The organism is Sutcliffiella sp. NC1 (assembly GCF_027594365.1).
Lineage (GTDB): Bacteria > Bacillota > Bacilli > Bacillales > Bacillaceae_I > Sutcliffiella > Sutcliffiella cohnii.
Genome location: NZ_CP115153.1, coordinates 3,080,003 through 3,099,351, shown reverse-complemented (window position 1 = coordinate 3,099,351; position 19,349 = coordinate 3,080,003). Strand labels below are relative to the sequence as shown.

The 19,349-nt window shown below is 35.0% G+C and carries 24 protein-coding genes; 17 read left to right on the top strand and 7 right to left on the bottom strand.

Annotated elements, in window-relative coordinates; genetic code table 11:
- Positions 1 to 52: 52 nt before the first annotated feature.
- The 3 genes from O1A01_RS16135 (at position 53) to O1A01_RS16125 (ending at position 3,903) form a co-directional block, all read left to right on the top strand.
- A complete protein-coding gene (locus tag O1A01_RS16135) occupies positions 53 to 1,348 on the top strand; it encodes a dihydrolipoamide acetyltransferase family protein (RefSeq protein WP_066420041.1) in 1,296 nt (431 codons plus the stop codon).
- 3 nt (positions 1,349 to 1,351) lie between these two features.
- Positions 1,352 to 2,764, top strand: a complete 1,413-nt coding sequence (gene lpdA / locus O1A01_RS16130; RefSeq protein WP_066420043.1) for a dihydrolipoyl dehydrogenase — start codon at positions 1,352 to 1,354, stop codon at positions 2,762 to 2,764.
- 287 nt (positions 2,765 to 3,051) lie between these two features.
- Complete coding sequence (locus tag O1A01_RS16125; RefSeq protein WP_066420045.1) at positions 3,052 to 3,903, top strand: polysaccharide deacetylase family protein; 852 nt, start codon at positions 3,052 to 3,054, stop codon at positions 3,901 to 3,903.
- Between the two features lie 34 nt (positions 3,904 to 3,937).
- On the opposite strand, the gene O1A01_RS16120 is transcribed toward O1A01_RS16125, so the two are convergent.
- Positions 3,938 to 4,366 carry a DUF1885 family protein gene (locus O1A01_RS16120; protein WP_066420047.1) on the bottom strand — a complete coding sequence of 143 codons (429 nt, stop codon included), beginning with the start codon at positions 4,364 to 4,366 and terminating at the stop codon, positions 3,938 to 3,940.
- 142 nt (positions 4,367 to 4,508) lie between these two features.
- On the opposite strand from O1A01_RS16120, the gene O1A01_RS16115 reads away from it, so the two are divergent.
- The 4 genes from O1A01_RS16115 to O1A01_RS16100 all read left to right on the top strand — a co-directional run bounded on the left by O1A01_RS16115 (position 4,509) and on the right by O1A01_RS16100 (position 6,242).
- On the top strand, positions 4,509 to 4,805 hold the full coding sequence (locus O1A01_RS16115) for a DUF3055 domain-containing protein (protein WP_066420051.1): 297 nt from the start codon (positions 4,509 to 4,511) through the stop codon (positions 4,803 to 4,805).
- Between the two features lie 137 nt (positions 4,806 to 4,942).
- Positions 4,943 to 5,425: a glutathione peroxidase gene (locus O1A01_RS16110; RefSeq protein WP_066420052.1), complete on the top strand. Its 483-nt coding sequence runs from the start codon at positions 4,943 to 4,945 to the stop codon at positions 5,423 to 5,425.
- A gap of 8 nt (positions 5,426 to 5,433) precedes the next feature.
- On the top strand, positions 5,434 to 5,868 hold the full coding sequence (locus O1A01_RS16105) for a MarR family winged helix-turn-helix transcriptional regulator (RefSeq protein WP_270064490.1): 435 nt from the start codon (positions 5,434 to 5,436) through the stop codon (positions 5,866 to 5,868).
- A 251-nt stretch (positions 5,869 to 6,119) separates the two neighbouring features.
- Positions 6,120 to 6,242 (top strand): GapA-binding peptide SR1P, encoded by a 123-nt coding sequence (locus O1A01_RS16100; RefSeq protein ID WP_066420055.1) that lies wholly within the window; start codon positions 6,120 to 6,122, stop codon positions 6,240 to 6,242.
- Positions 6,243 to 6,433: 191 nt separating this feature from the next.
- Here O1A01_RS16100 and O1A01_RS16095 read toward each other — a convergent pair whose 3' ends face one another.
- Positions 6,434 to 7,909, bottom strand: a complete 1,476-nt coding sequence (locus tag O1A01_RS16095; protein ID WP_066420072.1) for an aminotransferase class I/II-fold pyridoxal phosphate-dependent enzyme — start codon at positions 7,907 to 7,909, stop codon at positions 6,434 to 6,436.
- Between the two features lie 233 nt (positions 7,910 to 8,142).
- Between O1A01_RS16095 and O1A01_RS16090 the strand changes: the two genes are divergently transcribed.
- Both O1A01_RS16090 and O1A01_RS16085 read left to right on the top strand, forming a co-directional pair.
- On the top strand, positions 8,143 to 9,099 hold the full coding sequence (locus O1A01_RS16090; RefSeq protein WP_066420056.1) for an NAD(P)H-dependent flavin oxidoreductase: 957 nt from the start codon (positions 8,143 to 8,145) through the stop codon (positions 9,097 to 9,099).
- Positions 9,100 to 9,161: 62 nt separating this feature from the next.
- The gene (locus O1A01_RS16085; protein WP_066420057.1) at positions 9,162 to 9,431 is read left to right on the top strand and encodes a UPF0223 family protein; all 270 of its coding nucleotides are present in this window, start codon (positions 9,162 to 9,164) and stop codon (positions 9,429 to 9,431) included.
- Between the two features lie 58 nt (positions 9,432 to 9,489).
- On the opposite strand, the gene O1A01_RS16080 is transcribed toward O1A01_RS16085, so the two are convergent.
- Positions 9,490 to 10,128 carry a YktB family protein gene (locus O1A01_RS16080; RefSeq protein WP_066420059.1) on the bottom strand — a complete coding sequence of 213 codons (639 nt, stop codon included), beginning with the start codon at positions 10,126 to 10,128 and terminating at the stop codon, positions 9,490 to 9,492.
- A 184-nt stretch (positions 10,129 to 10,312) separates the two neighbouring features.
- Between O1A01_RS16080 and O1A01_RS16075 the strand changes: the two genes are divergently transcribed.
- Both O1A01_RS16075 and O1A01_RS16070 read left to right on the top strand, forming a co-directional pair.
- Positions 10,313 to 10,507: a hypothetical protein gene (locus O1A01_RS16075; protein ID WP_066420060.1), complete on the top strand. Its 195-nt coding sequence runs from the start codon at positions 10,313 to 10,315 to the stop codon at positions 10,505 to 10,507.
- Between the two features lie 129 nt (positions 10,508 to 10,636).
- Complete coding sequence (locus O1A01_RS16070; protein WP_084380665.1) at positions 10,637 to 11,434, top strand: inositol monophosphatase family protein; 798 nt, start codon at positions 10,637 to 10,639, stop codon at positions 11,432 to 11,434.
- 23 nt (positions 11,435 to 11,457) lie between these two features.
- Here the strand turns inward: O1A01_RS16070 and O1A01_RS16065 are convergent, their stop codons facing one another.
- The gene (locus O1A01_RS16065) at positions 11,458 to 11,646 is read right to left on the bottom strand and encodes a DUF5325 family protein (protein WP_333482914.1); all 189 of its coding nucleotides are present in this window, start codon (positions 11,644 to 11,646) and stop codon (positions 11,458 to 11,460) included.
- A 194-nt stretch (positions 11,647 to 11,840) separates the two neighbouring features.
- On the opposite strand from O1A01_RS16065, the gene typA reads away from it, so the two are divergent.
- Genes typA through O1A01_RS16050 form a run of 3 tightly spaced genes read left to right on the top strand, consistent with a single transcriptional unit; the run spans position 11,841 to position 14,310 of the window.
- The gene (typA, locus tag O1A01_RS16060; RefSeq protein ID WP_066420068.1) at positions 11,841 to 13,679 is read left to right on the top strand and encodes a translational GTPase TypA; all 1,839 of its coding nucleotides are present in this window, start codon (positions 11,841 to 11,843) and stop codon (positions 13,677 to 13,679) included.
- A 29-nt stretch (positions 13,680 to 13,708) separates the two neighbouring features.
- The gene (locus O1A01_RS16055; RefSeq protein WP_270064489.1) at positions 13,709 to 14,020 is read left to right on the top strand and encodes a YlaH-like family protein; all 312 of its coding nucleotides are present in this window, start codon (positions 13,709 to 13,711) and stop codon (positions 14,018 to 14,020) included.
- Positions 14,020 to 14,310 carry a hypothetical protein gene (locus O1A01_RS16050; protein ID WP_066420071.1) on the top strand — a complete coding sequence of 97 codons (291 nt, stop codon included), beginning with the start codon at positions 14,020 to 14,022 and terminating at the stop codon, positions 14,308 to 14,310. The genes O1A01_RS16055 and O1A01_RS16050 overlap by 1 nt, the downstream gene beginning before the upstream one ends.
- Before the next feature lie 329 nt (positions 14,311 to 14,639).
- On the opposite strand, the gene O1A01_RS16045 is transcribed toward O1A01_RS16050, so the two are convergent.
- Positions 14,640 to 14,840: a YlaI family protein gene (locus tag O1A01_RS16045; protein WP_270064488.1), complete on the bottom strand. Its 201-nt coding sequence runs from the start codon at positions 14,838 to 14,840 to the stop codon at positions 14,640 to 14,642.
- A 145-nt stretch (positions 14,841 to 14,985) separates the two neighbouring features.
- Positions 14,986 to 15,618, bottom strand: coding sequence for a YhcN/YlaJ family sporulation lipoprotein (locus O1A01_RS16040; protein WP_333482941.1), 633 nt, complete (start codon positions 15,616 to 15,618; stop codon positions 14,986 to 14,988).
- Positions 15,619 to 15,801: 183 nt separating this feature from the next.
- Here O1A01_RS16040 and O1A01_RS16035 point away from each other — a divergent pair, with 183 nt between their 5' ends.
- Positions 15,802 to 17,136 (top strand): PhoH family protein, encoded by a 1,335-nt coding sequence (locus O1A01_RS16035; protein WP_066419350.1) that lies wholly within the window; start codon positions 15,802 to 15,804, stop codon positions 17,134 to 17,136.
- Between the two features lie 55 nt (positions 17,137 to 17,191).
- Here the strand turns inward: O1A01_RS16035 and O1A01_RS16030 are convergent, their stop codons facing one another.
- Positions 17,192 to 17,692: a hypothetical protein gene (locus O1A01_RS16030; RefSeq protein ID WP_066419349.1), complete on the bottom strand. Its 501-nt coding sequence runs from the start codon at positions 17,690 to 17,692 to the stop codon at positions 17,192 to 17,194.
- Between the two features lie 102 nt (positions 17,693 to 17,794).
- On the opposite strand from O1A01_RS16030, the gene glsA reads away from it, so the two are divergent.
- Both glsA and O1A01_RS16020 read left to right on the top strand, forming a co-directional pair.
- Positions 17,795 to 18,724, top strand: a complete 930-nt coding sequence (glsA, locus tag O1A01_RS16025; protein ID WP_235858228.1) for a glutaminase A — start codon at positions 17,795 to 17,797, stop codon at positions 18,722 to 18,724.
- A gap of 134 nt (positions 18,725 to 18,858) precedes the next feature.
- Entirely contained in the window at positions 18,859 to 19,140 is a 282-nt protein-coding gene (locus tag O1A01_RS16020; RefSeq protein ID WP_066419345.1) for an Fpa/YlaN family protein, read from the top strand.
- Positions 19,141 to 19,349: the final 209 nt, after the last annotated feature.

Below are 19,349 nucleotides of genomic sequence, written 5' to 3'. Positions count from 1 at the left end.
AAGGCCCTTTTAATGGGCCTGTGACATTTATATATGTAGGAGGTAGAAAATCGTGGCATTCGAATTTAAATTGCCTGATATCGGTGAAGGTATCCACGAAGGTGAAATCGTAAAATGGTTTGTTAAACCTGGCGATGAAGTTAATGAAGACGATGTTTTAATGGAAGTACAAAATGATAAAGCAGTAGTAGAAATCCCTTCCCCTGTAAAAGGGAAAGTATTGGAATTAAAAGTAGATGAAGGTACTGTTGCAACAGTTGGTCAAACTATTATCACTTTTGATGCGCCTGGTTACGAAGACTTAAAATTTAAAGGCGACGATCATGCTGATGAAGCTCCGAAAGAAGAGGCACCAGCCCCTGAAGAAACGAATGAAACTACTTCAGCTCCAGCAGCTACTGCTGTAGAAGTTGACCCAAGTCGTCGCGTTATCGCAATGCCTTCTGTTCGTAAATATGCACGCGAAAAAGGTGTAGACATTCGTCAAGTTGCAGGAACAGGAAACAATGGCCGTGTACTAAAAACAGATATCGATGCATTTACTACTGGTGGAGCACCTGTAACAGAAGCACCAGCAGCTGCTGCAGAAGTACAAACGGAAGCACCGAAACAAGAAGCTGCTAAACAACCAATTCCAGCTGGTCAATATCCAGAAACTCGTGAAAAAATGAGTGGAATTCGTCGTGCGATTGCAAAAGCAATGGTTAACTCAAAACACACTGCACCACATGTAACGTTAATGGATGAAATTGACGTAACGGAACTTGTAGCTCATCGTAAAAAATTCAAAGGTGTTGCGGCTGACAAAGGCGTCAAACTTACTTATTTACCATACGTCGTAAAAGCTTTAACATCTGCATTACGTGAGTTCCCAGCTCTAAACACTTCCTTAGATGATGCAACAGATGAAATTGTTCATAAGCATTACTACAACATCGGTATCGCTGCAGATACAGATAAAGGTTTATTAGTTCCTGTAGTAAAAGAAGCAGATCGTAAATCTATCTTTACTATCTCTAATGAAATTAATGAACTAGCTGTAAAAGCTCGTGATGGAAAACTTTCTGGTGATGAAATGAAAGGTGCTTCTTGTACGATTACTAATATCGGTTCAGCAGGCGGTCAATGGTTTACTCCAGTTATTAACCATCCGGAAGTTGCTATTTTAGGTATTGGTCGTATTGCTGAAAAGCCAGTAGTAAAAGACGGTGAGATTGTTGTAGCTCCAGTATTAGCTTTATCACTAAGCTTCGATCACCGCATGATCGACGGAGCAACTGCTCAAAATGCGCTTAACCATATTAAGCGATTATTGAACGATCCACAATTATTATTAATGGAGGCGTAATAAATGGTAGTTGGAGATTTCGCAATAGATGTAGATACGCTTGTCATTGGAGCGGGTCCTGGTGGATATGTAGCTGCAATTCGTGCAGCACAATTAGGACAAAAAGTAACAATTGTTGAAAAAGCTACACTTGGTGGAGTATGTTTAAACGTAGGTTGTATCCCATCAAAAGCTTTAATATCAGCAGCACATCGTTATGAAACAGCTCTACATTCTGCAGATATGGGAATTAAAGCTGAAAATGTAACAGTTGATTTTTCTAAAGTTCAACAATTCAAAGCAGGAGTAGTGAAAAAACTTACTGGTGGAGTTGAAGGACTTCTAAAAGGTAATAAAGTAGATATAGTACGTGGTGAAGCATATTTCGTAGATGCAAACACAGTTCGTATCATGGATGAGAACTCTGCTCAAACATACAAGTTTAACAACTGTATTATAGCTTCTGGGTCTCGCCCAATTGAAATTCCAACGTTCAAATATTCTAAACGTGTCCTAGATTCTACAGGAGCTTTAGCGCTTGAAGAAATCCCTAAAAAGATGATCGTAATTGGTGGGGGTTATATCGGTACAGAATTAGGTACAGCTTATGCAAACTTTGGCACGGAAGTTGTAATAGTAGAAGCAGGCGATGAAATTTTAGCTGGTTTCGAAAAACAAATGAGTGCTTTAGTAAAACGTAACTTAAAGAAAAAAGGAAATGTTGAAATCTTCACGAAAGCAATGGCTAAAGGCGTTGAAGAATCAGCAGACGGCGTGAAAGTTACGATAGAAGTAAAAGGTGAAGAAAAAGTTATTGAGGCTGATTACGTATTAGTAACGGTTGGTCGCCGTCCAAATACAGATGAAATGGGCTTAGAACAAGTAGGAGTTGAAATGACGGAACGTGGGATTATCAAAATTGATAAACAATGCCGTACAAACATTTCGAACATCTACGCAATTGGTGATATTGTAGAGGGACCACCACTAGCTCATAAAGCATCATATGAAGGAAAAATAGCTGCTGAAGCTATTTCAGGACATCCTTCAGAAATTGATTATCATGGAATCCCTGCTGTTGTATTCACTGAACCGGAATTAGCTTCTGTTGGTTATACAGAACAAGAAGCTAAAGAGGAAGGTATTGAAGTAACAGCTGCTAAATTCCCATTTGCTGCAAATGGACGTGCTCTTGCTCTAAACACTACAGACGGCTTCTTGAAGCTTGTTACTAGAAAAGAAGATGGTCTTGTAATTGGTGCACAAATTGCCGGTGCAAGCGCATCTGACATGATTGCTGAATTAGGGCTAGCAATTGAGACGGGCATGACAGCTGAAGACTTAGCGATGACTATCCATGCTCACCCAACTTTAGGGGAAATCACAATGGAAGCTGCGGAAGTAGCTATAGGAAGTCCAATTCATATCGTAAAATAAAAATTTATCATATGAGAAGTTGTCTATTTAGTATTATACTAAGTAGACAACTTTTTTATATTGTAGCAATTTTGATTACGACCAGTGCCCTCATTTAAATGGTACATAAAATAATTCTTTCCTTAAAAACGTTGCAAACAGTTTCTAACTACTAGTATTATATGTACTATGTGATACTCTGTATAAATTTGATGCTCGTTTTTCATTTACAAAAATAAGATGTATTCAATTGTAAAATATGTAGAGTGCTAAAAAACACAAATAGCTAAAAAGATGGAGGAAAGGAAATGAAAAACTGGATTATTTCTAGCGTACTTTTACTCTTCCTAACTGCTTGTACGAATAATAATATGGTGGAAGACACAAACAACAAACAAGACAACGAAGAGCCTGTTATTGATATGGAGACAGATGTAGAGGAGAATCCTTCATCCCCTGAAGATAATAACGATGAGATAGTAGATAGCCCTGTAACTGATGAACAAAATGAAAAAGAGCAAATTAATATTAGTCCTCAATATAAAATAAGTGGTGACTGGAGCATCGTACCAATTGATAATGCAAATCCAAAAGTGGTGCTTCTAACAATTGACGATGCGCCGGATCGATATGCTCTTCATATGGCTGAGACATTACATACTTTAGGTGTAAAAGCCATATTCTTTGTAAATGGCCATTTTCTTGATACGGAAGAAGAAAAGAAAGTGTTAAAGGAAATTCATAGGCTTGGTTTTCCAATAGGAAACCATACAATGACACATAAAAGGCTTTCAACTATCAGTGAGGAAGAGCAAAAATCTGAAATAGTAGAACTTAATAATGTAGTAGAAGAGATAATAGGAGAGCGTCCAAAGTTTTTTAGAGCACCATTTGGTGTAAATACTGATTATGCTAAAGATATAGTAAAAGAAGAAGGAATGCTTCTAATGAATTGGACGTATGGATATGACTGGGAACCTGATTATAAAACAAAAGAAACAATATCAGACATAATGGTAAATGCACCAGAACTTAGAGATGGTGCAAATCTTTTAATGCATGATCGTGAATGGACAAGTGAAGCTTTAGAGGACATTGTAGTAGGATTACAAGAAAAAGGATATGAAATCGTAGATCCTGACTTGATTGAAACACCTTAAAACAAAAACAACGGCATAATTAGCCGTTGTTTTTTTATCTTTTATAAAAATACATAACTTTTCCTGTAAATAATTGCAGTTCTGCTTCTAGTTTTTTAGCGATAAACTTACAATATTCATTAGCTTTTCCTTTGTCGCCATGTGTAGATTGGTCATGTAACGTTATTTGGATGTATGATAATGTTTCCTCGTCTTCTCCATTTTCACTAGGTTGTGAACCTATACCGACTAAAATCATCTTGTAGCGATCTTCTATACCTTTTAAATAAAACCATTTTCCTGCTCCTTCTGGATTCTCTTTTATCATATAAGGGAAGGAGGATTCTTCGTATTGCCAGCTTAGTTGTTGACCTGTTTTAGATGTAATATCTTTATAATAGTGGAATAACTCTTTCACGTCGTCGATTGTAAGTGTTTTCTTTTTTGATTTTGGAACTAGTTTAATATATGCACTACTTGCCATTCTACTCACTCCTAGTAAATGCTCTAATAATATCATTCTAGCATTTGCATGAATAATTTGACAACGTTAAAATTTTGTTGCTAAAATTTTAAGTTTTAGGTTATAATAAAATTCAGAATAAAAAAATAAAAAGGAGGTCCTTATGAACCTATTTGACAAATTATATGATGATAATGAAAATGTAAATGCCCGATTTGTAGGCTTTACAACGGAAGAAGCTCGATATGATTTTGCAATTGTTTACACAAATTTATTTTTTGGAAAACCTCTAGTCGTTTGTATGCAAACTGGCCGCTCAACCCTCCTCGACCCTAAAGATATAACCGATTTAAATCACCTACAAACTGTTTTCCGGATTGATTCCAAGGAACAAGCAGAAGATTTAGCCGAATTTTTTAAATCAGCTATACCAAATGTCCCATTTACGGAACAATATTAATATTTGACTAAAAAGAGCTTAGAGAAATCTTAGCTCTTTTTTGTTTTTATAAACATAGTATGAAATATTTGTTATTCGTAGATAAATTTTGTATGATTAAATCGTGTACGATTTAATGAGGAACAGGAGTGATAATGTTGAATTCCGTATATGACTTTACTGTTAAAAAACCTAGTGGTGATGAAATTTCATTAAAAAATTTCAATGCAAAAGCTCTACTAATTGTCAATACTGCTAGTAAGTGTGGACTTACACCACAATTTAAAGGGTTGCAGGAACTTTATGAAAAGTATAAAGATCAAGGTCTGCAAATACTTGGCTTCCCTTGTGATCAATTTAATAATCAAGAATTTGATGATATCGATGAAACAACACAATTTTGTCAATTAAATTATGGTGTATCTTTTCCTATGTTTGCAAAAGTCGATGTTAATGGTGATAAGGAAGAACCACTATTCACATTTTTAAAAACAAAGAAGAAAGGGTTACTAACTAAAAATATTAAATGGAATTTCACCAAATTTCTTGTTGATGAAAATGGTCAAGTAGTTGAAAGATATGCTCCTACTACAGAGCCTGGAAACATTGAAAAGGACATTCAAAGGTTACTGAATTTGTAGGTGAAGAAATGGAAGATTTTTTAACGCTAGAAAACCAACTATGTTTTGCTATCTATGAAACAGCAAATGAATTTATTAAATTATATACAAAAGTTTTAAAACCTTATGATATGACGTATCCACAATATTTAGTATTATTAGCACTATGGGAGAAAGACGGAATTACTCTTAAACAATTAGGACAAAAGCTAAATTTAGGTACGGGGACGTTGACACCAATGATTAAAAGAATGGTTGATAAAGGTTGGCTTGAAAAAGTGCGTTCCGAAGTGGATGAGCGAAATGTCTATATATTTTTACAAGAAAAAGCGATAACACAAAAAAAGATAATCACGACACAAGTTGCTAATGAAATCCAATTATGCAATATTAGTATGGAGGAATATAACGAATTAATGAAACAATTAAAGACTCTCCAAACTAAAATAAATACGAGGTCATAAGCAAAACAAAAGCTTCTAATAGGTGATAACTCACTATTAGGAGCTTTTTTATTATACACATATCCTACTACTTTATAAAAATCTATTCATTTTTATGACTACTATTCTATAAAAAAATAATTAATGTGTTATACAATTTAACTATTGACATAACACATTGCGTGATTTATGATTAAATTAATAAAGGATAACGCTTACAAAAGTGTATTACAAAACGTTTTTAACAAAACGAGTAAAGGGGAAATGGAGAAATGGGTACAATCGTATGTCAAACATGTCAAGCAACGTTAGAATATTTTGAAACAGAAAAAGTTTCCACTCTCTATGCAAAATGCAGTAGTTGTAAGTGTACTAGTAAAGAAGAAAAAAAGTAGTTAAACAGGGGTTTTTATAAATAATAGTTTAGTAGTTTCAACTAAATATATGGATGGGTAGAAATATTAGGATGAAAAGTGATTTCATCCTTTTTCTTTTTTTGTAAAAAAGAGCTTGGCACGGTGCCACCTGGAAAAGTCAGATCTTTCTTTTAACTTCAGGCAGCACCGTAGCTAAGCTCTTTTATATATTATTTAATTGCAACATGTTCTTTAATAACTCTTAGTGTCTTTAATTCATAATCTTCTGGGCCTTGAACTGGTAAGCCGGCTTCTATATTCATTTGTATATAACGTAAATTATCTTCCGTAATAATCTCTCCTGGTGTGAAAATCGGAATCCCTGGTGGATAAACCATGATGAATTCTGCAATAACTCGACCAGCAGATTCTTCAAAAGGAACAACTTCAGTTTCAGAATAAAAAGCCTCACGAGGTGCAATCGCTAATACTGGTATATCTGGTAAATATACTTCTTTATGGTTATGAGGGTTTGACTCGTCTAACCCAAAAGCTTGCGATAAATCTTTTAGAGCGTCTACTAGTATATCTGTTTCTTTATCACTATCACCTGGTGTAATAATACATAGTATATTGTATAAATCTGACAATTCTACCTCGATATTGTACTTTTCGCGTAGCCATTTTTCTACATCGTATCCGTTTATAGAGAGATTTTTAGTTGATATTATCAACTTTGTAGGATCAGCGTCAAACGTTGCTTTTGTACCTAATATTTCTTCCCCAACACAATACAAATGTTCAATTTCATTAATTCTTTTACGTGTTTTATTGGCAAGTTTTATTGCTTGGTCAATAATATCATGTCCTTCTGTTGCTAACCTTTTTCGTGCTACATCTAAAGAAGCTAGTAATAAATAGGATGTTGATGTTGTAGTAAGCATACTTAATATCGATTGAATACGATTTACATTTACTAAACCTTCTCGCACATTTAAAATGGAGCTTTGCGTCATAGACCCGCCTAATTTATGTACACTAGTAGCTGCCATATCTGCCCCTGCTTGCATTGCAGAAAGTGGTAACTCTTCATGGAAATGTATATGCACTCCATGTGCTTCGTCGACTAATACAGGAACATCGTAAGAATGGGCTAGTTCGACTATTTTACTTAAATCAGCCGAAATTCCAAAATACGTTGGGTTTATCACTAATACGCCTTTTGCATCTGGATGTTGTTGTAACGCACGCTCTACTGCATCTGTTGTTATACCGTGAGAAATTCCTAATTCTTTATCTACTTCTGGGTGTATAAAAATTGGAACAGCACCTGAGAAAACGATGGCACTCATTACAGATTTATGCACATTTCGAGGAACAATTATTTTTTCTCCAGGACCACAAACTGCCATTACCATCGTCATAATGGCTCCACTTGTACCTTGTACAGAAAAAAACGTGTGATCCGCACCAAACGCTTTTGCAGCGAGGTCTTGTGCTTCTTTTATAATACCTTTTGGATGATGTAGGTCGTCAAGCGGCCCGATATTTATTAAATCGATTGATAATGCGTTTTCCCCAATATAGTTACGGAACTCTGGATCCATTCCGGTTCCTTTTTTATGTCCCGGTATGTGAAATTGAATTGGGTTTTTCTTTGCATGTTCCACAAGTCCGGAAAACAACGGTGTAGAATTTTGGTTAATAGTCAATTTATGTTAACACCTCTTTAAATCTAGTTATGTTTCAATTAGTGAAAAATATTACATAAAACAAAAGGATTATAGCATTTCTTGTATTATTTGCAAAGAATTTTTTATTATAATTTCACAGTGGAAGTTTACAAATACAATACTTCGAATTCAGTTGTTCAAGTATAAAGGATTTTTTCGATGAAACTAGAAGTAGTAGTAGGTATTAATATTTTGGAGGAGATAAAATGGAATGGAGCACGAGAGTTACCGATTTATTAAATATTAAATATCCAATTATACAAGGTGGGCTCGCATATTTAGCGTACGCTGATTTGGCAGCATCTGTATCTAATGCGGGTGGACTTGGTCAAATTACAGCTATGAGTTTATCAACACCTAACGATTTAAGAATGGAAATACATAAAGTAAGAAAACTAACCAATCAACCATTTGGAGTTAATTTTGCTATTGGACAGCATGGAAGGCCATTTGAAGATATGCTGAATGTTGCTATAGAAGAAGAAGTTCCTGTAATTTCAATGACTGGTGGAAATCCAACGCCGATATTTAAAAGATTAGAAAATACGAATGTAAAAAAATTAGTGTTAGTAGCAGCAAGAAGGCAAGCGGAAAAAGCGGAAGAACTTGGTGCGGATGCAGTAATGGTTGTAGGACAGGAAGGGGGAGGGCATTTAGGGAAAAGTGACATAGGTACGATGGTACTAGTACCAAAAGTAGTTGATTCTGTCTCTATTCCTGTAATCGCATCAGGAGGTATAGGAGATGGCCGTGGATTAATGGCAGCTCTCTCACTTGGAGCCGAAGGAATTGAGATGGGCACACGGTTTATTGCAACGAAGGAATGTATACACGCTCATCCTATTTACAAAGAGATGCTTGTAAATGGTTCTGAAAATGACACCGTTGTTATTAAACGAACACTTGGTGCGCCAGGAAGAGCAATACAAAATGAATGGACAGAGAAAATTTTACAAGTAGAATCTGAAGGTAAAGGATACGAGGAATTAAAAGAATATATAAGTGGAATTGCGAATAAGCGTTTTATATATGAAGGAGAGGTTCATAAAGGGTTTGGTTGGGCTGGACAAGTGATGGGGTTAATAAATGATGTGCCAACAGTTGAAGAACTAATAAATAGTATCGTTAAGGAAGGAGAAAAGATTCGTAAAGCTTGGATATAATAATGGCAAGTGATTGAATGAATTGTTATACTTAACATTATTTTGTACTAGAGGTGAGTTTTATGGATTTTTCCTATCCGCTGTCGATTGATTGGAGCACAGACGAAATAATTGATGTCATTGCTTTTTATGAAGCTGTAGAGGAAGCATATTTGAAAGGGATTGAAAGAGATACTTTAATGTTTAAATATCGTCGATTTAAAGAAATTGTCCCAAGTAAATCTGAAGAGAAAAAATTAACGGATGAATATGAAGAGTTATCTGGTTATTCTTCTTATAAAACAATTCAAAAAGCTAAAAATGCTCCAGCTGGAGAAAGAATAAAAATGTAATAATTACTCTGATCAAAAAAGGTGCTCACTGTAATGAAGTGAACACCTTTTTCATTATTTAAACTGCTGCCTTACTTAAGTCAAATAAAGGTTGTACTGTTTTAAATGTTTCTTCAAATCTTTTTATCGTTTCTTCACCAGATAATGAAATTGCTTCTTCTTTTCGAATATGTATACCACAAAGTATTTCCGCTTTTTTAACAGTTGCAAGTCTTTCAAATAGTGTTAAAAGCTCCTCTTTGGACAGGTCTCCTTGTTTTAATACTTCTGGCTTCATATGATCTTTAGACCAAACAAAATCTTTAGGAATTTTTTCGTATATAGTATCAACATTTTTCATTAATTCTTTCCCAAACTGTTGTTTCATGTTTGCTTCGTATATGACAGCAAACCATGCGAAAACATGTGTCTCCCAAAGGCCAATTTGGAAGTGAGGAACCATTTTGTATCCTCGTTTATTACCAGCAATAGCTACCCATGAATCATTGGGAGGATTTGTCGTTCTACGAGCATGTTTTGCTACATGATAAAACATCTCGTCCCCTGTTTGTCCGCTTAAAACAGATGCGAAATGTTCACCTAATACATGAAATTTAGGCTGTACAAATGTTTGCAATGCCTCCATGCGGTTTTCTAATCCATCTATTGTAAATACGTTAAAATCTTCTTCTTTAAATCCTGAAAACTGTGTATTCATCTCTATTCCTCCTCTACAATCGCCATATTCGACACCATTTTACCATAACAATTCTAACTACCACAAAAAAATGGTACTGAAATTTAGTTCCATATCATTTATTTTCCTCATAATATATACCAACAAATTATTCTTATTCTATGTTTCTAAGTGGTAAGCGGGGATGGGAAAAGGAGGAAAGAATATGGAGCAAGTAATGAAACCATGGAAAAAGAAAACGATAGAAAATAGACGTTCGGTATTAAAGTTAGAAATTGATTATGAGCTTGCTACTTTATACGAAGCGTTGGAATTAAATGATGTAAAAAAGATAAGAGAAACGAAAACAAAATTAAAAAAATTACAAGAAGAAATGTCAAGTTTACAAGAAGTAAAGTAGTTATTTACTCATAACGAACCTTGGTGGTTCGTTTTTCTATGAGGTCAGGCTCCAATCTTGATTTAATGTAAATGTTTCAGTAAGCTAAAGTAAATAGTAATTGATTTGATGAAAGTGGGCGAGAGATCTATGAAATGGTATGACATTGATGTTAATGCGAAAAAATGGACGAAAGAAGCAGGCGAAATAATTCGAAATTCCTTTCAAAATGAATTGCTAATACATACAAAATCAGCTCCTGATGACTTAGTAACTAATATGGATAAGGAAATTGAGCAGTTTTTTATAAAAAAAATAAATGAGACATATCCTGAACATCAAATATTAGGTGAAGAGGGATTTGGGAATGAAATAGAGGAATTGAAGGGAACAGTATGGATAATCGACCCTATCGACGGAACAATGAATTTCGTTCATCAGCAAAGAAACTTTGCTATTTCTGTTGCTGTATATGAAGATGGTGTTGGTAAAATTGGACTTATTTATGATGTTGTTTTAGATGAGTTATATCACTCTATAAAAGGTAATGGTGCATTCTTAAATGAGGAAAAGTTACCTAAATTAAAAAGCACAAAAGTTGCCGAGGCAGTAATTGGGATGAATGTCACTTGGGTCACGGAAAACAAAAGGATAAATCCAACTATTTTAGCTCCATTAGCAAAAGCGGTAAGAGGAACTCGCTCATACGGATCGGCAGCACTAGAGATGGCCTACGTTGCAACAGGAAGAATTGATGCGTATATAACATTACGTTTATCTCCTTGGGATTTTGCTGCGGGTCTTATTATTGTAGAAGAGTTAGGTGGTTATGTAACAACGCTAAAAGGTGAACCATTAAATTTACTAGCTCAAAATAGCGTTTTTGTATCGAAGCCGGGCTTACACGAAGAAATAATGAACGATTATTTATACAAATATAAAGGATGAGCGTGAACTCATCCTTATATTTGTTACCCGTTATTTTGTTCTCTAACTTTTTTCTTCTGTCTAAACCCAAATCCCATTACGATAATTAGTAAAAGGATAGATCCTATTATTCCAATAGTACTTCTTTCGGCAACTGTTATACCAATTAAGGCAAGGGCTGTTGCTGCTAACACTGCATACATAACAAAAATCCATTGAACATTCTTCATCATTCTCTCTCCCTTGTAAGCGCATTTAATGCTATAAAGAATATTTTACATAACTCTCGTCGTCATTTCTACTATGTTTGTGGTATAATACAACAGGTTAAGCATTAATAACGTATGATAATTACTTTTTATGAGGGAAAACTATACTCAGAAAGCTATATTATTATACATTAGTTGAATTTACAGGGAGATGACTTATGAAGATTCGAAATGATATTCGAAATATTGCCATTATCGCTCACGTTGATCATGGTAAAACAACGTTAGTAGACAAATTATTACATCAGGCGGGTACATTCCGTACGAATGAAACAGTAGCAGAACGTGCAATGGACTCTAATGATATAGAAAGAGAACGTGGAATAACTATTCTAGCGAAAAATACTGCTATTAATTATAAAGATACGCGTATTAACATTATGGATACGCCAGGACACGCTGACTTCGGTGGAGAAGTAGAACGTATCATGAAAATGGTGGACGGTGTTCTCTTAGTTGTAGATGCGTATGAAGGTTGTATGCCACAAACGCGATTCGTATTAAAGAAGGCTTTAGAGCAAAACTTAACTCCAATTGTTGTTGTAAACAAAATTGACCGTGACTTTGCTCGTCCTGAAGAAGTTGTTGATGAAGTTATAGATTTATTTATTGAATTAGGTGCTTCTGAAGAGCAAATTGAATTTCCTGTTGTGTATGCTTCTGCTATTAACGGTACAGCTAGTACGAACCCAGAGAAACAGGATGAAAACATGGAAGCTATTTATGAAGGAATTATAAACCATATTCCAGCACCAGTAGATAATAGTGATGAGCCATTACAATTCCAAGTATCATTATTAGATTATAATGATTACGTAGGTAGAATTGGAATTGGTCGTATTTTCCGTGGTACGATGAAAGTAGGTCAACAAGTAGCATTAATGAAACTAGACGGTTCAGTAAAACAATTCCGAGTTACTAAATTATTTGGTTTTATCGGATTAAAGCGTGTAGAAATTGAAGAGGCAAAGGCTGGAGATCTTGTTGCTGTATCTGGCATGGAAGATATAAACGTTGGAGAAACAGTATGTCCAGTTGAACATCAAGACGCTTTACCTGTTTTAAGAATTGATGAACCTACTCTTCAAATGACATTTTTAGTTAATAACAGTCCTTTTGCTGGTAAAGAAGGTAAATTTGTAACATCACGAAAAATTGAAGAACGTTTAGAAGCACAGCTTCAAACAGATGTTAGTTTACGTGTTGATCAAACAGATTCACCTGATGCATGGGTTGTTTCAGGTCGTGGTGAACTTCACTTATCTATTCTAATAGAAAATATGCGTCGAGAAGGTTTTGAGCTGCAAGTTTCAAAACCAGAAGTTATCATTAGAGAAATTGATGGAGTAAAATGTGAACCTGTTGAACGAGTTCAAATTGATGTACCTGAAGAATATACAGGTGGTGTAATGGAATCAATTGGTGCTCGTAAAGGTGAAATGTTAGACATGATTAATAATGGGAACGGACAAGTTCGTTTAATTTTCATGGTACCTTCACGCGGTTTAATCGGTTATTCAACAGAATTTTTATCATTAACTCGTGGTTATGGAATTATTAACCATACTTTTGACAGTTATCAACCTATGGCGCAAGGTCAAGTTGGGGGACGTCGTCAAGGTGTGTTAGTCTCAATGGAGACAGGTAAAGCTTCTTCTTATGGTATTATCGGAATTGAAGATAGAGGTGTAATCTTTGTAGAGCCTGGTACAGAAGTTTACGAAGGAATGATTGTTGGTGAACATAACCGCGATAATGACCTTGTAGTTAATATATGTAAAGTTAAAGCTGCAAATAATATCCGTTCTGCAAATAAAGAACAAACAGTTGGAATGAAAAAACCACGTATTATGACACTTGAAGAGTCATTAGAGTACTTGAACGATGATGAGTATTGTGAAATTACACCACATTCTATTCGTTTACGTAAGAAGCTTTTAGATAAGAACGAGCGTGAAAGAATTGCTAAAAAGAAAAAATACGCTGAAATGAACTAATGAATTTGTAAGTAAGGGGGAGGAACGATATGGAAGATGTAGTAGATCGCCTTTCGCCTTTTGCTAAAATGTTCCGGGTTGATCAAAACCCGGAATTAGGCATGTGGCTACTATTTATCACAATTTTTCTTTTATCCGTATTAGTTTATAAACTAGGGTTTGCACTAAAATTGCCTATATTAAAATCTGCCATCATTTATTTATTCTTATTCTTTGGCAGTACGGTATTAACGTTTTTAGCGATACAGCTACCGGTTGCTGAAGGATTAGTAGTGGCGGCTTTAATATTAATCATTTATAAGATTCGTCTTCATAATTCTAAAAAGGCGGAAGAAGCATAATGAGAAGCCTTCAAGATACTCTCTATAACTGGTTAACCATTAAAGTTGTTGCAGATGCAAGACCGGATGATCATGCTGCAAATGAAACGTATGAATTGTTCACGAATATTTTGAAAGATGATCATAAGGTTGAAAATGTGCAAGTATTGAAAGAAGACCCGATGTACTATGTTTTATATACAACGGAACAAGGTGAAAATAAAAAAGTAAGATTCCCAATGGAACTTATTGATGTGATGATCGACCAAATTAATAACGAACCTGAAAAGTACACGAATTACCCAAAATAACAAAAACCCTGAGATTATCTCAGGGTTTTTGTTTGCAGTTTATCCTTTTTATTTATCTACCCTGAAAATGGACGTGTTTGGGAAAGTGGCATTTCATTATAGACAGCATTGATTGTTGTTATTCGTTTTAAGTTTGTGCGTTTCACTTCACTACAGACTCTTGCTTTCCGCGGGGAGATGTCTAGCTTCGACGGCTAGGTCCGGCTCAAACTTCCCGTTCCGTCCGTACGATAAGTCAACATCGGCTCCTCCGTCGCCGTGTTTCCTTTATATCCTACCGGAACAGTCCAGTTTGTACGGGCCTGAACGAAGCGCCTGCGCTTTTGTTCTCACCAGCCGTCGTCGTTTTTTTTCGGTTCGTTTAGTTTGAAGTTCCCGGTTGCGATTCTTTCTTTTGTCTTTGTTTCGATGCGGTCGTGACAAGCTTGACACATGTATGTATGTATTGGACGATTTCTTAATTTTTTTGCAATTAGTAATTCTTCATGTATGTTTTCAATTTTATCGCAAATGACACATTTAACTCTCATTAGCCCACCTCATAAGGAAAATATGGTATAAGTATAGCACAAGAAAGTCTATATCGTGAAAGTAAGTTTAACTAATATAATTTAACTCCTATTAGACAAGAAATAAAGGTGAGGATATTTTCCTCACCTTACATGTTCTTTCAACCTATTCATTCCCTACGTTTTTATTTCTTTCTTCATCTTTATGACCTTGTGATTGCTCTTGTTGTTTTTGTTCAAGTCTTTGTTCTTGGTCGTTTCCGAGTTGTTGATTATTTTCCTCAGTCGGATTAGGTTCTGCTGGTTCTTTTAAGTCAATCGGGACTTCCGGCATTACTCGACCAACCATTTCGCCTAATTCATTTAAAATTCCTGCAATAGGTCTACCGTTTTGAATGTCATTCCCCATTTCTTGTAAACGAACATACATATCTGCATCGGCAATTATTACCGCATTAGCCCCATATGGATCTTTTTTTAAGCTTTCTGCTACAGAGTATTTAATAGTACTAACTCTTGAGCGGTCTAAATCTGAATTTACATCAATTCCTACAACAGCATATGGACCTAAGACTACTGCAGTTGCATCATTTACATTTGGGATTCTTGTTGACAAATCAACTAAATGTCGAGCTACTTCTTGTCCAGTTTTTCTGTCTACTTGCGTATTAGCTGAATCTTTAACGTGGATTATTCTATTGTCTTCTCCAGCTTGTCCCATGTTTCTTGGTTGGTTTGTGCAGGCAACTAATAAAAGCGCCATCATTATAAGTATTAATATTTTCTTCAAGACCTTCACTCCTTGAATGAACATATTCCTTTAAATGTTCTTTATAGTTATTGTTGATTTGTTCTTCTATCTTTATTCATTGTCACATATATTTTATCAACGGGCCGTCCACTATTAGTAAAAGATACCCTAATAGAGACGGACGCCTTCTACAAGGTGATAGAGAAGAAAACATAAATAGCAGGAGGCGGCATGTTGAAAAAAATATACGTTTTAGACACGAATGTATTGTTGCAAGATCCTTATTCAATTTATTCTTTTGCAGACAATGAAGTAGTAATTCCAGCTGTAGTATTAGAAGAGGTTGATTCTAAAAAGCGTTACATGGACGAAATAGGGAGAAATGCTAGACAAGTGTCAAAATTAATTGATTCGTTAAGGGAATCAGGTAAATTACACGAAAAAATACCATTACATAATGGGGGATCGCTAAGAATTGAATTAAATCATCGCAGCTTTCATCAGTTACAAGAAGTTTTCGTAGAAAAAACGAACGATAATCGCATTTTAGCCGTCGCTAAAAATTTATCTTTAGAAGAACAAACGAAGGAAGATGGTAGACCGGTCATTCTTGTTAGTAAAGATGCGTTAGTACGCGTTAAAGCAGATGCCATTGGTCTAATTTCACAAGATTTTTTAAATGACAGAGTGGTGGAAGTAGATCATATTTACAAAGGGTTTTTAGAAATATTTACTTCAATAAGTTCTTTGAATGAATTTTATGCTAAAGGTGAAATGGAAGTATCGCAGCTTGTAAATAAAGATGCGCTTTATCCGAATCAGTTTATCATTATGAAGGACGAATTAGGTGGTTCTGCATCAGCAATTGGTATGTGTGATTCCGTAGGGAAAAAAGTAAAAAAACTTTCCTTTGACCAAGAGCATATATGGGGTATTCGTCCAAGGAATGTCCAACAGACTATGGCTTTTGAATTACTTTTAAGGAGTGATATCCCTCTCGTAACACTAACGGGAAAGGCCGGAACTGGAAAAACGTTAGTTGCATTAGCTGCTGGGTTATTACAAACAGAAGATTTGAATTTGTATAAAAAACTGTTAGTTGCTCGTCCAATAGTGCCAGTTGGAAAAGATATTGGATTTTTACCAGGAGAAAAGGAAGAAAAGCTACGCCCATGGATGCAACCAATTTATGATAATTTAGAATATCTGTTTAATACTAAAAAACCAGGAGAGTTAGATGCAATATTGGCGGGAATGGGTTCTATCGAGGTAGAAGCTCTTACTTACATTAGAGGTAGAAGTATCCCAGAGCAATTTATCATTATTGATGAAGCGCAAAACTTAACGAAACATGAAGTGAAAACGATACTAACTCGAGTAGGTGAACGAAGTAAGATTGTGTTAATGGGAGATCCAGAGCAAATTGATCATCCTTATTTAGATGAATATAATAATGGACTAACATATGTTGTGGAGAAATTCAAACAACAACAACTTTCAGGGCATATTAAATTTGTAAAAGGTGAAAGATCTCTATTAGCCAAGTTAGCAGCAGATATTTTGTAAATTATTTCATAATAAGAGGGGCTGCCTAAAAAGAGCAGCCCCTAGAACCGAGTTTTTATCGTAAAATTACCTTTTTTACAGATACGATTGGTTCTTCTTTGTTAGAACCGTCGCCATAGTATAAGTGGACAGGCCCATCAGCTTGTAAGGGCTTTCCATTTTTGGAGAAAGCAAAAATAGCTTCGTGGGCATCTTTAAAACTCATCACCACTTCTTTATCCTCTGTAACGAAAACGACTTCCTCTGCAGTTTCTAGTGGTTCCGCATTTTTTAAAAAGGGACTTAATTTTATACCGAATGAACCGGTAAGTACCTTTTCTTTTTCAAATTTCTTCTCAGACTTTAATGTTGGGGGATAAATAGCACCTTCCATTATTTCGCGATCCCAATGTTTAGAAATATTCTTTGTATATGCTTCTAAATCATTAGCATCACCAGCTTCATTTTTATTAAAATATGTATTTAAATCAATCCTACGATCGTCAAATATCCAAACACCAGGATCTAACGTAATTGGAAACTTTACTTTCCCCTCTATTGCAATAATATTCTCCATACATACCCTCCATAATAGTAAAATCACATAATGATGTAAAAAAGGAAAAAAGGTTACTCTAATATTATAGTACACGAAATGTTGGAAGGGAGAAAGAAAAAAGTGCCTTGTAGAAGTGGTGTTGAGTTGCAAAAGTTAGTAGATAAAGCAAAAAGGAAAGCAAATGAAGGGAAAGTGGCTAGTTACATACCAGCCTTACAGTTGGAAAATCCAGAAGATTTATCTTGTGCCATTCTTTTTCCGAATAATGATTGTATTTCAGCTGGGGATATTGAGAAGAAATTTACCCTTCAAAGTATTTCAAAAATCATCTCGCTTGCCTATGCGTTAATAGATTTAGGAGAAGAGCATGTATTTCATAAAGTAGGAATGGAACCGACAGGAGACCCTTTTAATTCGATCATTAAGTTAGAAACAGAATCTCAAGCAAAACCATTGAACCCAATGATAAATGCTGGAGCATTGGCGATTACTTCCTTAATAAAAGGAAAAGATGCAAATGAAAAATTTACTAATTTACTACAATTTGTACGAAAGTTAGCTGGAGATGAATCAATTGGATTTAATAGGGAAGTTGCCATCTCTGAATTCAATACATCTCATTTAAACCGGTCTCTTTGTTTTTTTATGAAAAATAGTGGAGTTATCATAGGAGATGTAGAAGAAATTATGGAAGTATATACAAAACAATGTGCAATCGAGATGAACTGTTTAACGTTAGCAAGAATCGGGTATATTTTTGCTTTCGACGGGAAAGATCCAGAAACTAACGAACAACTTATCCCAAAAAGTGTAGCACGAATTTGTAAGACGTTTATGGTAACTTGTGGAATGTATAATGCTTCAGGTGAATTCGCCATTAAAATTGGTATTCCAGCTAAAAGTGGTGTTTCTGGTGGTATTATGGGGTCTGTTCCAGGTAGGTTTGGAATTGGAATTTTCGGACCAGCCCTTAATGAGATTGGGAATAGCCATACTGGTTTAACTTTACTTGAATATTTAGCGGAAAAATATGAATTAAGTATGTTTTAATATTCTTTTCTTCTTTTATATTGCATAAAATATAATATATTGTGGGACAGTTTTGATGGTTTGTGTTGCAATTTTCCTAGAAAAGCGATAAGATTTATAAAAGATAGTTATTTGTGATAACGGAGGGATCGATATTGGCATCAGAAATTATCGTCGATCATCGTGAAAAAGCGGTATCTCTTTTAAAAGCAGATTCCGATAAAATTTTAAAATTAATACAAGTGCAAATGGACAATCTTACAATGCCTCAATGTCCATTATATGAGGAAGTGTTAGATACTCAAATGTTTGGACTTTCACGAGAAATTGATTTCGCAGTTCGACTAGGGTTGTTAACAGAAAAAGAAGGTAAGGATATTTTAGGAAAGTTAGAACGTGAACTTTCTTCTTTACACGAAGCATGGGAAAGAAAATAATAAAATAAGGCGGCTTGAATCACAAAGCTTTTGTGACTCGAGCCTTTTTATTTACACTAATTAATTGTTAGAAAGTTACAAATCTTGAGAATGGACAAGCACATAGTAGATTTTTAAGTCTAAAAGAATAAATATGCTTAGTGAATATCCCAGTTAGCTTCAATAAGAATTATGAACATGATCAAATAAACTTGTATGAGAAAATTGAA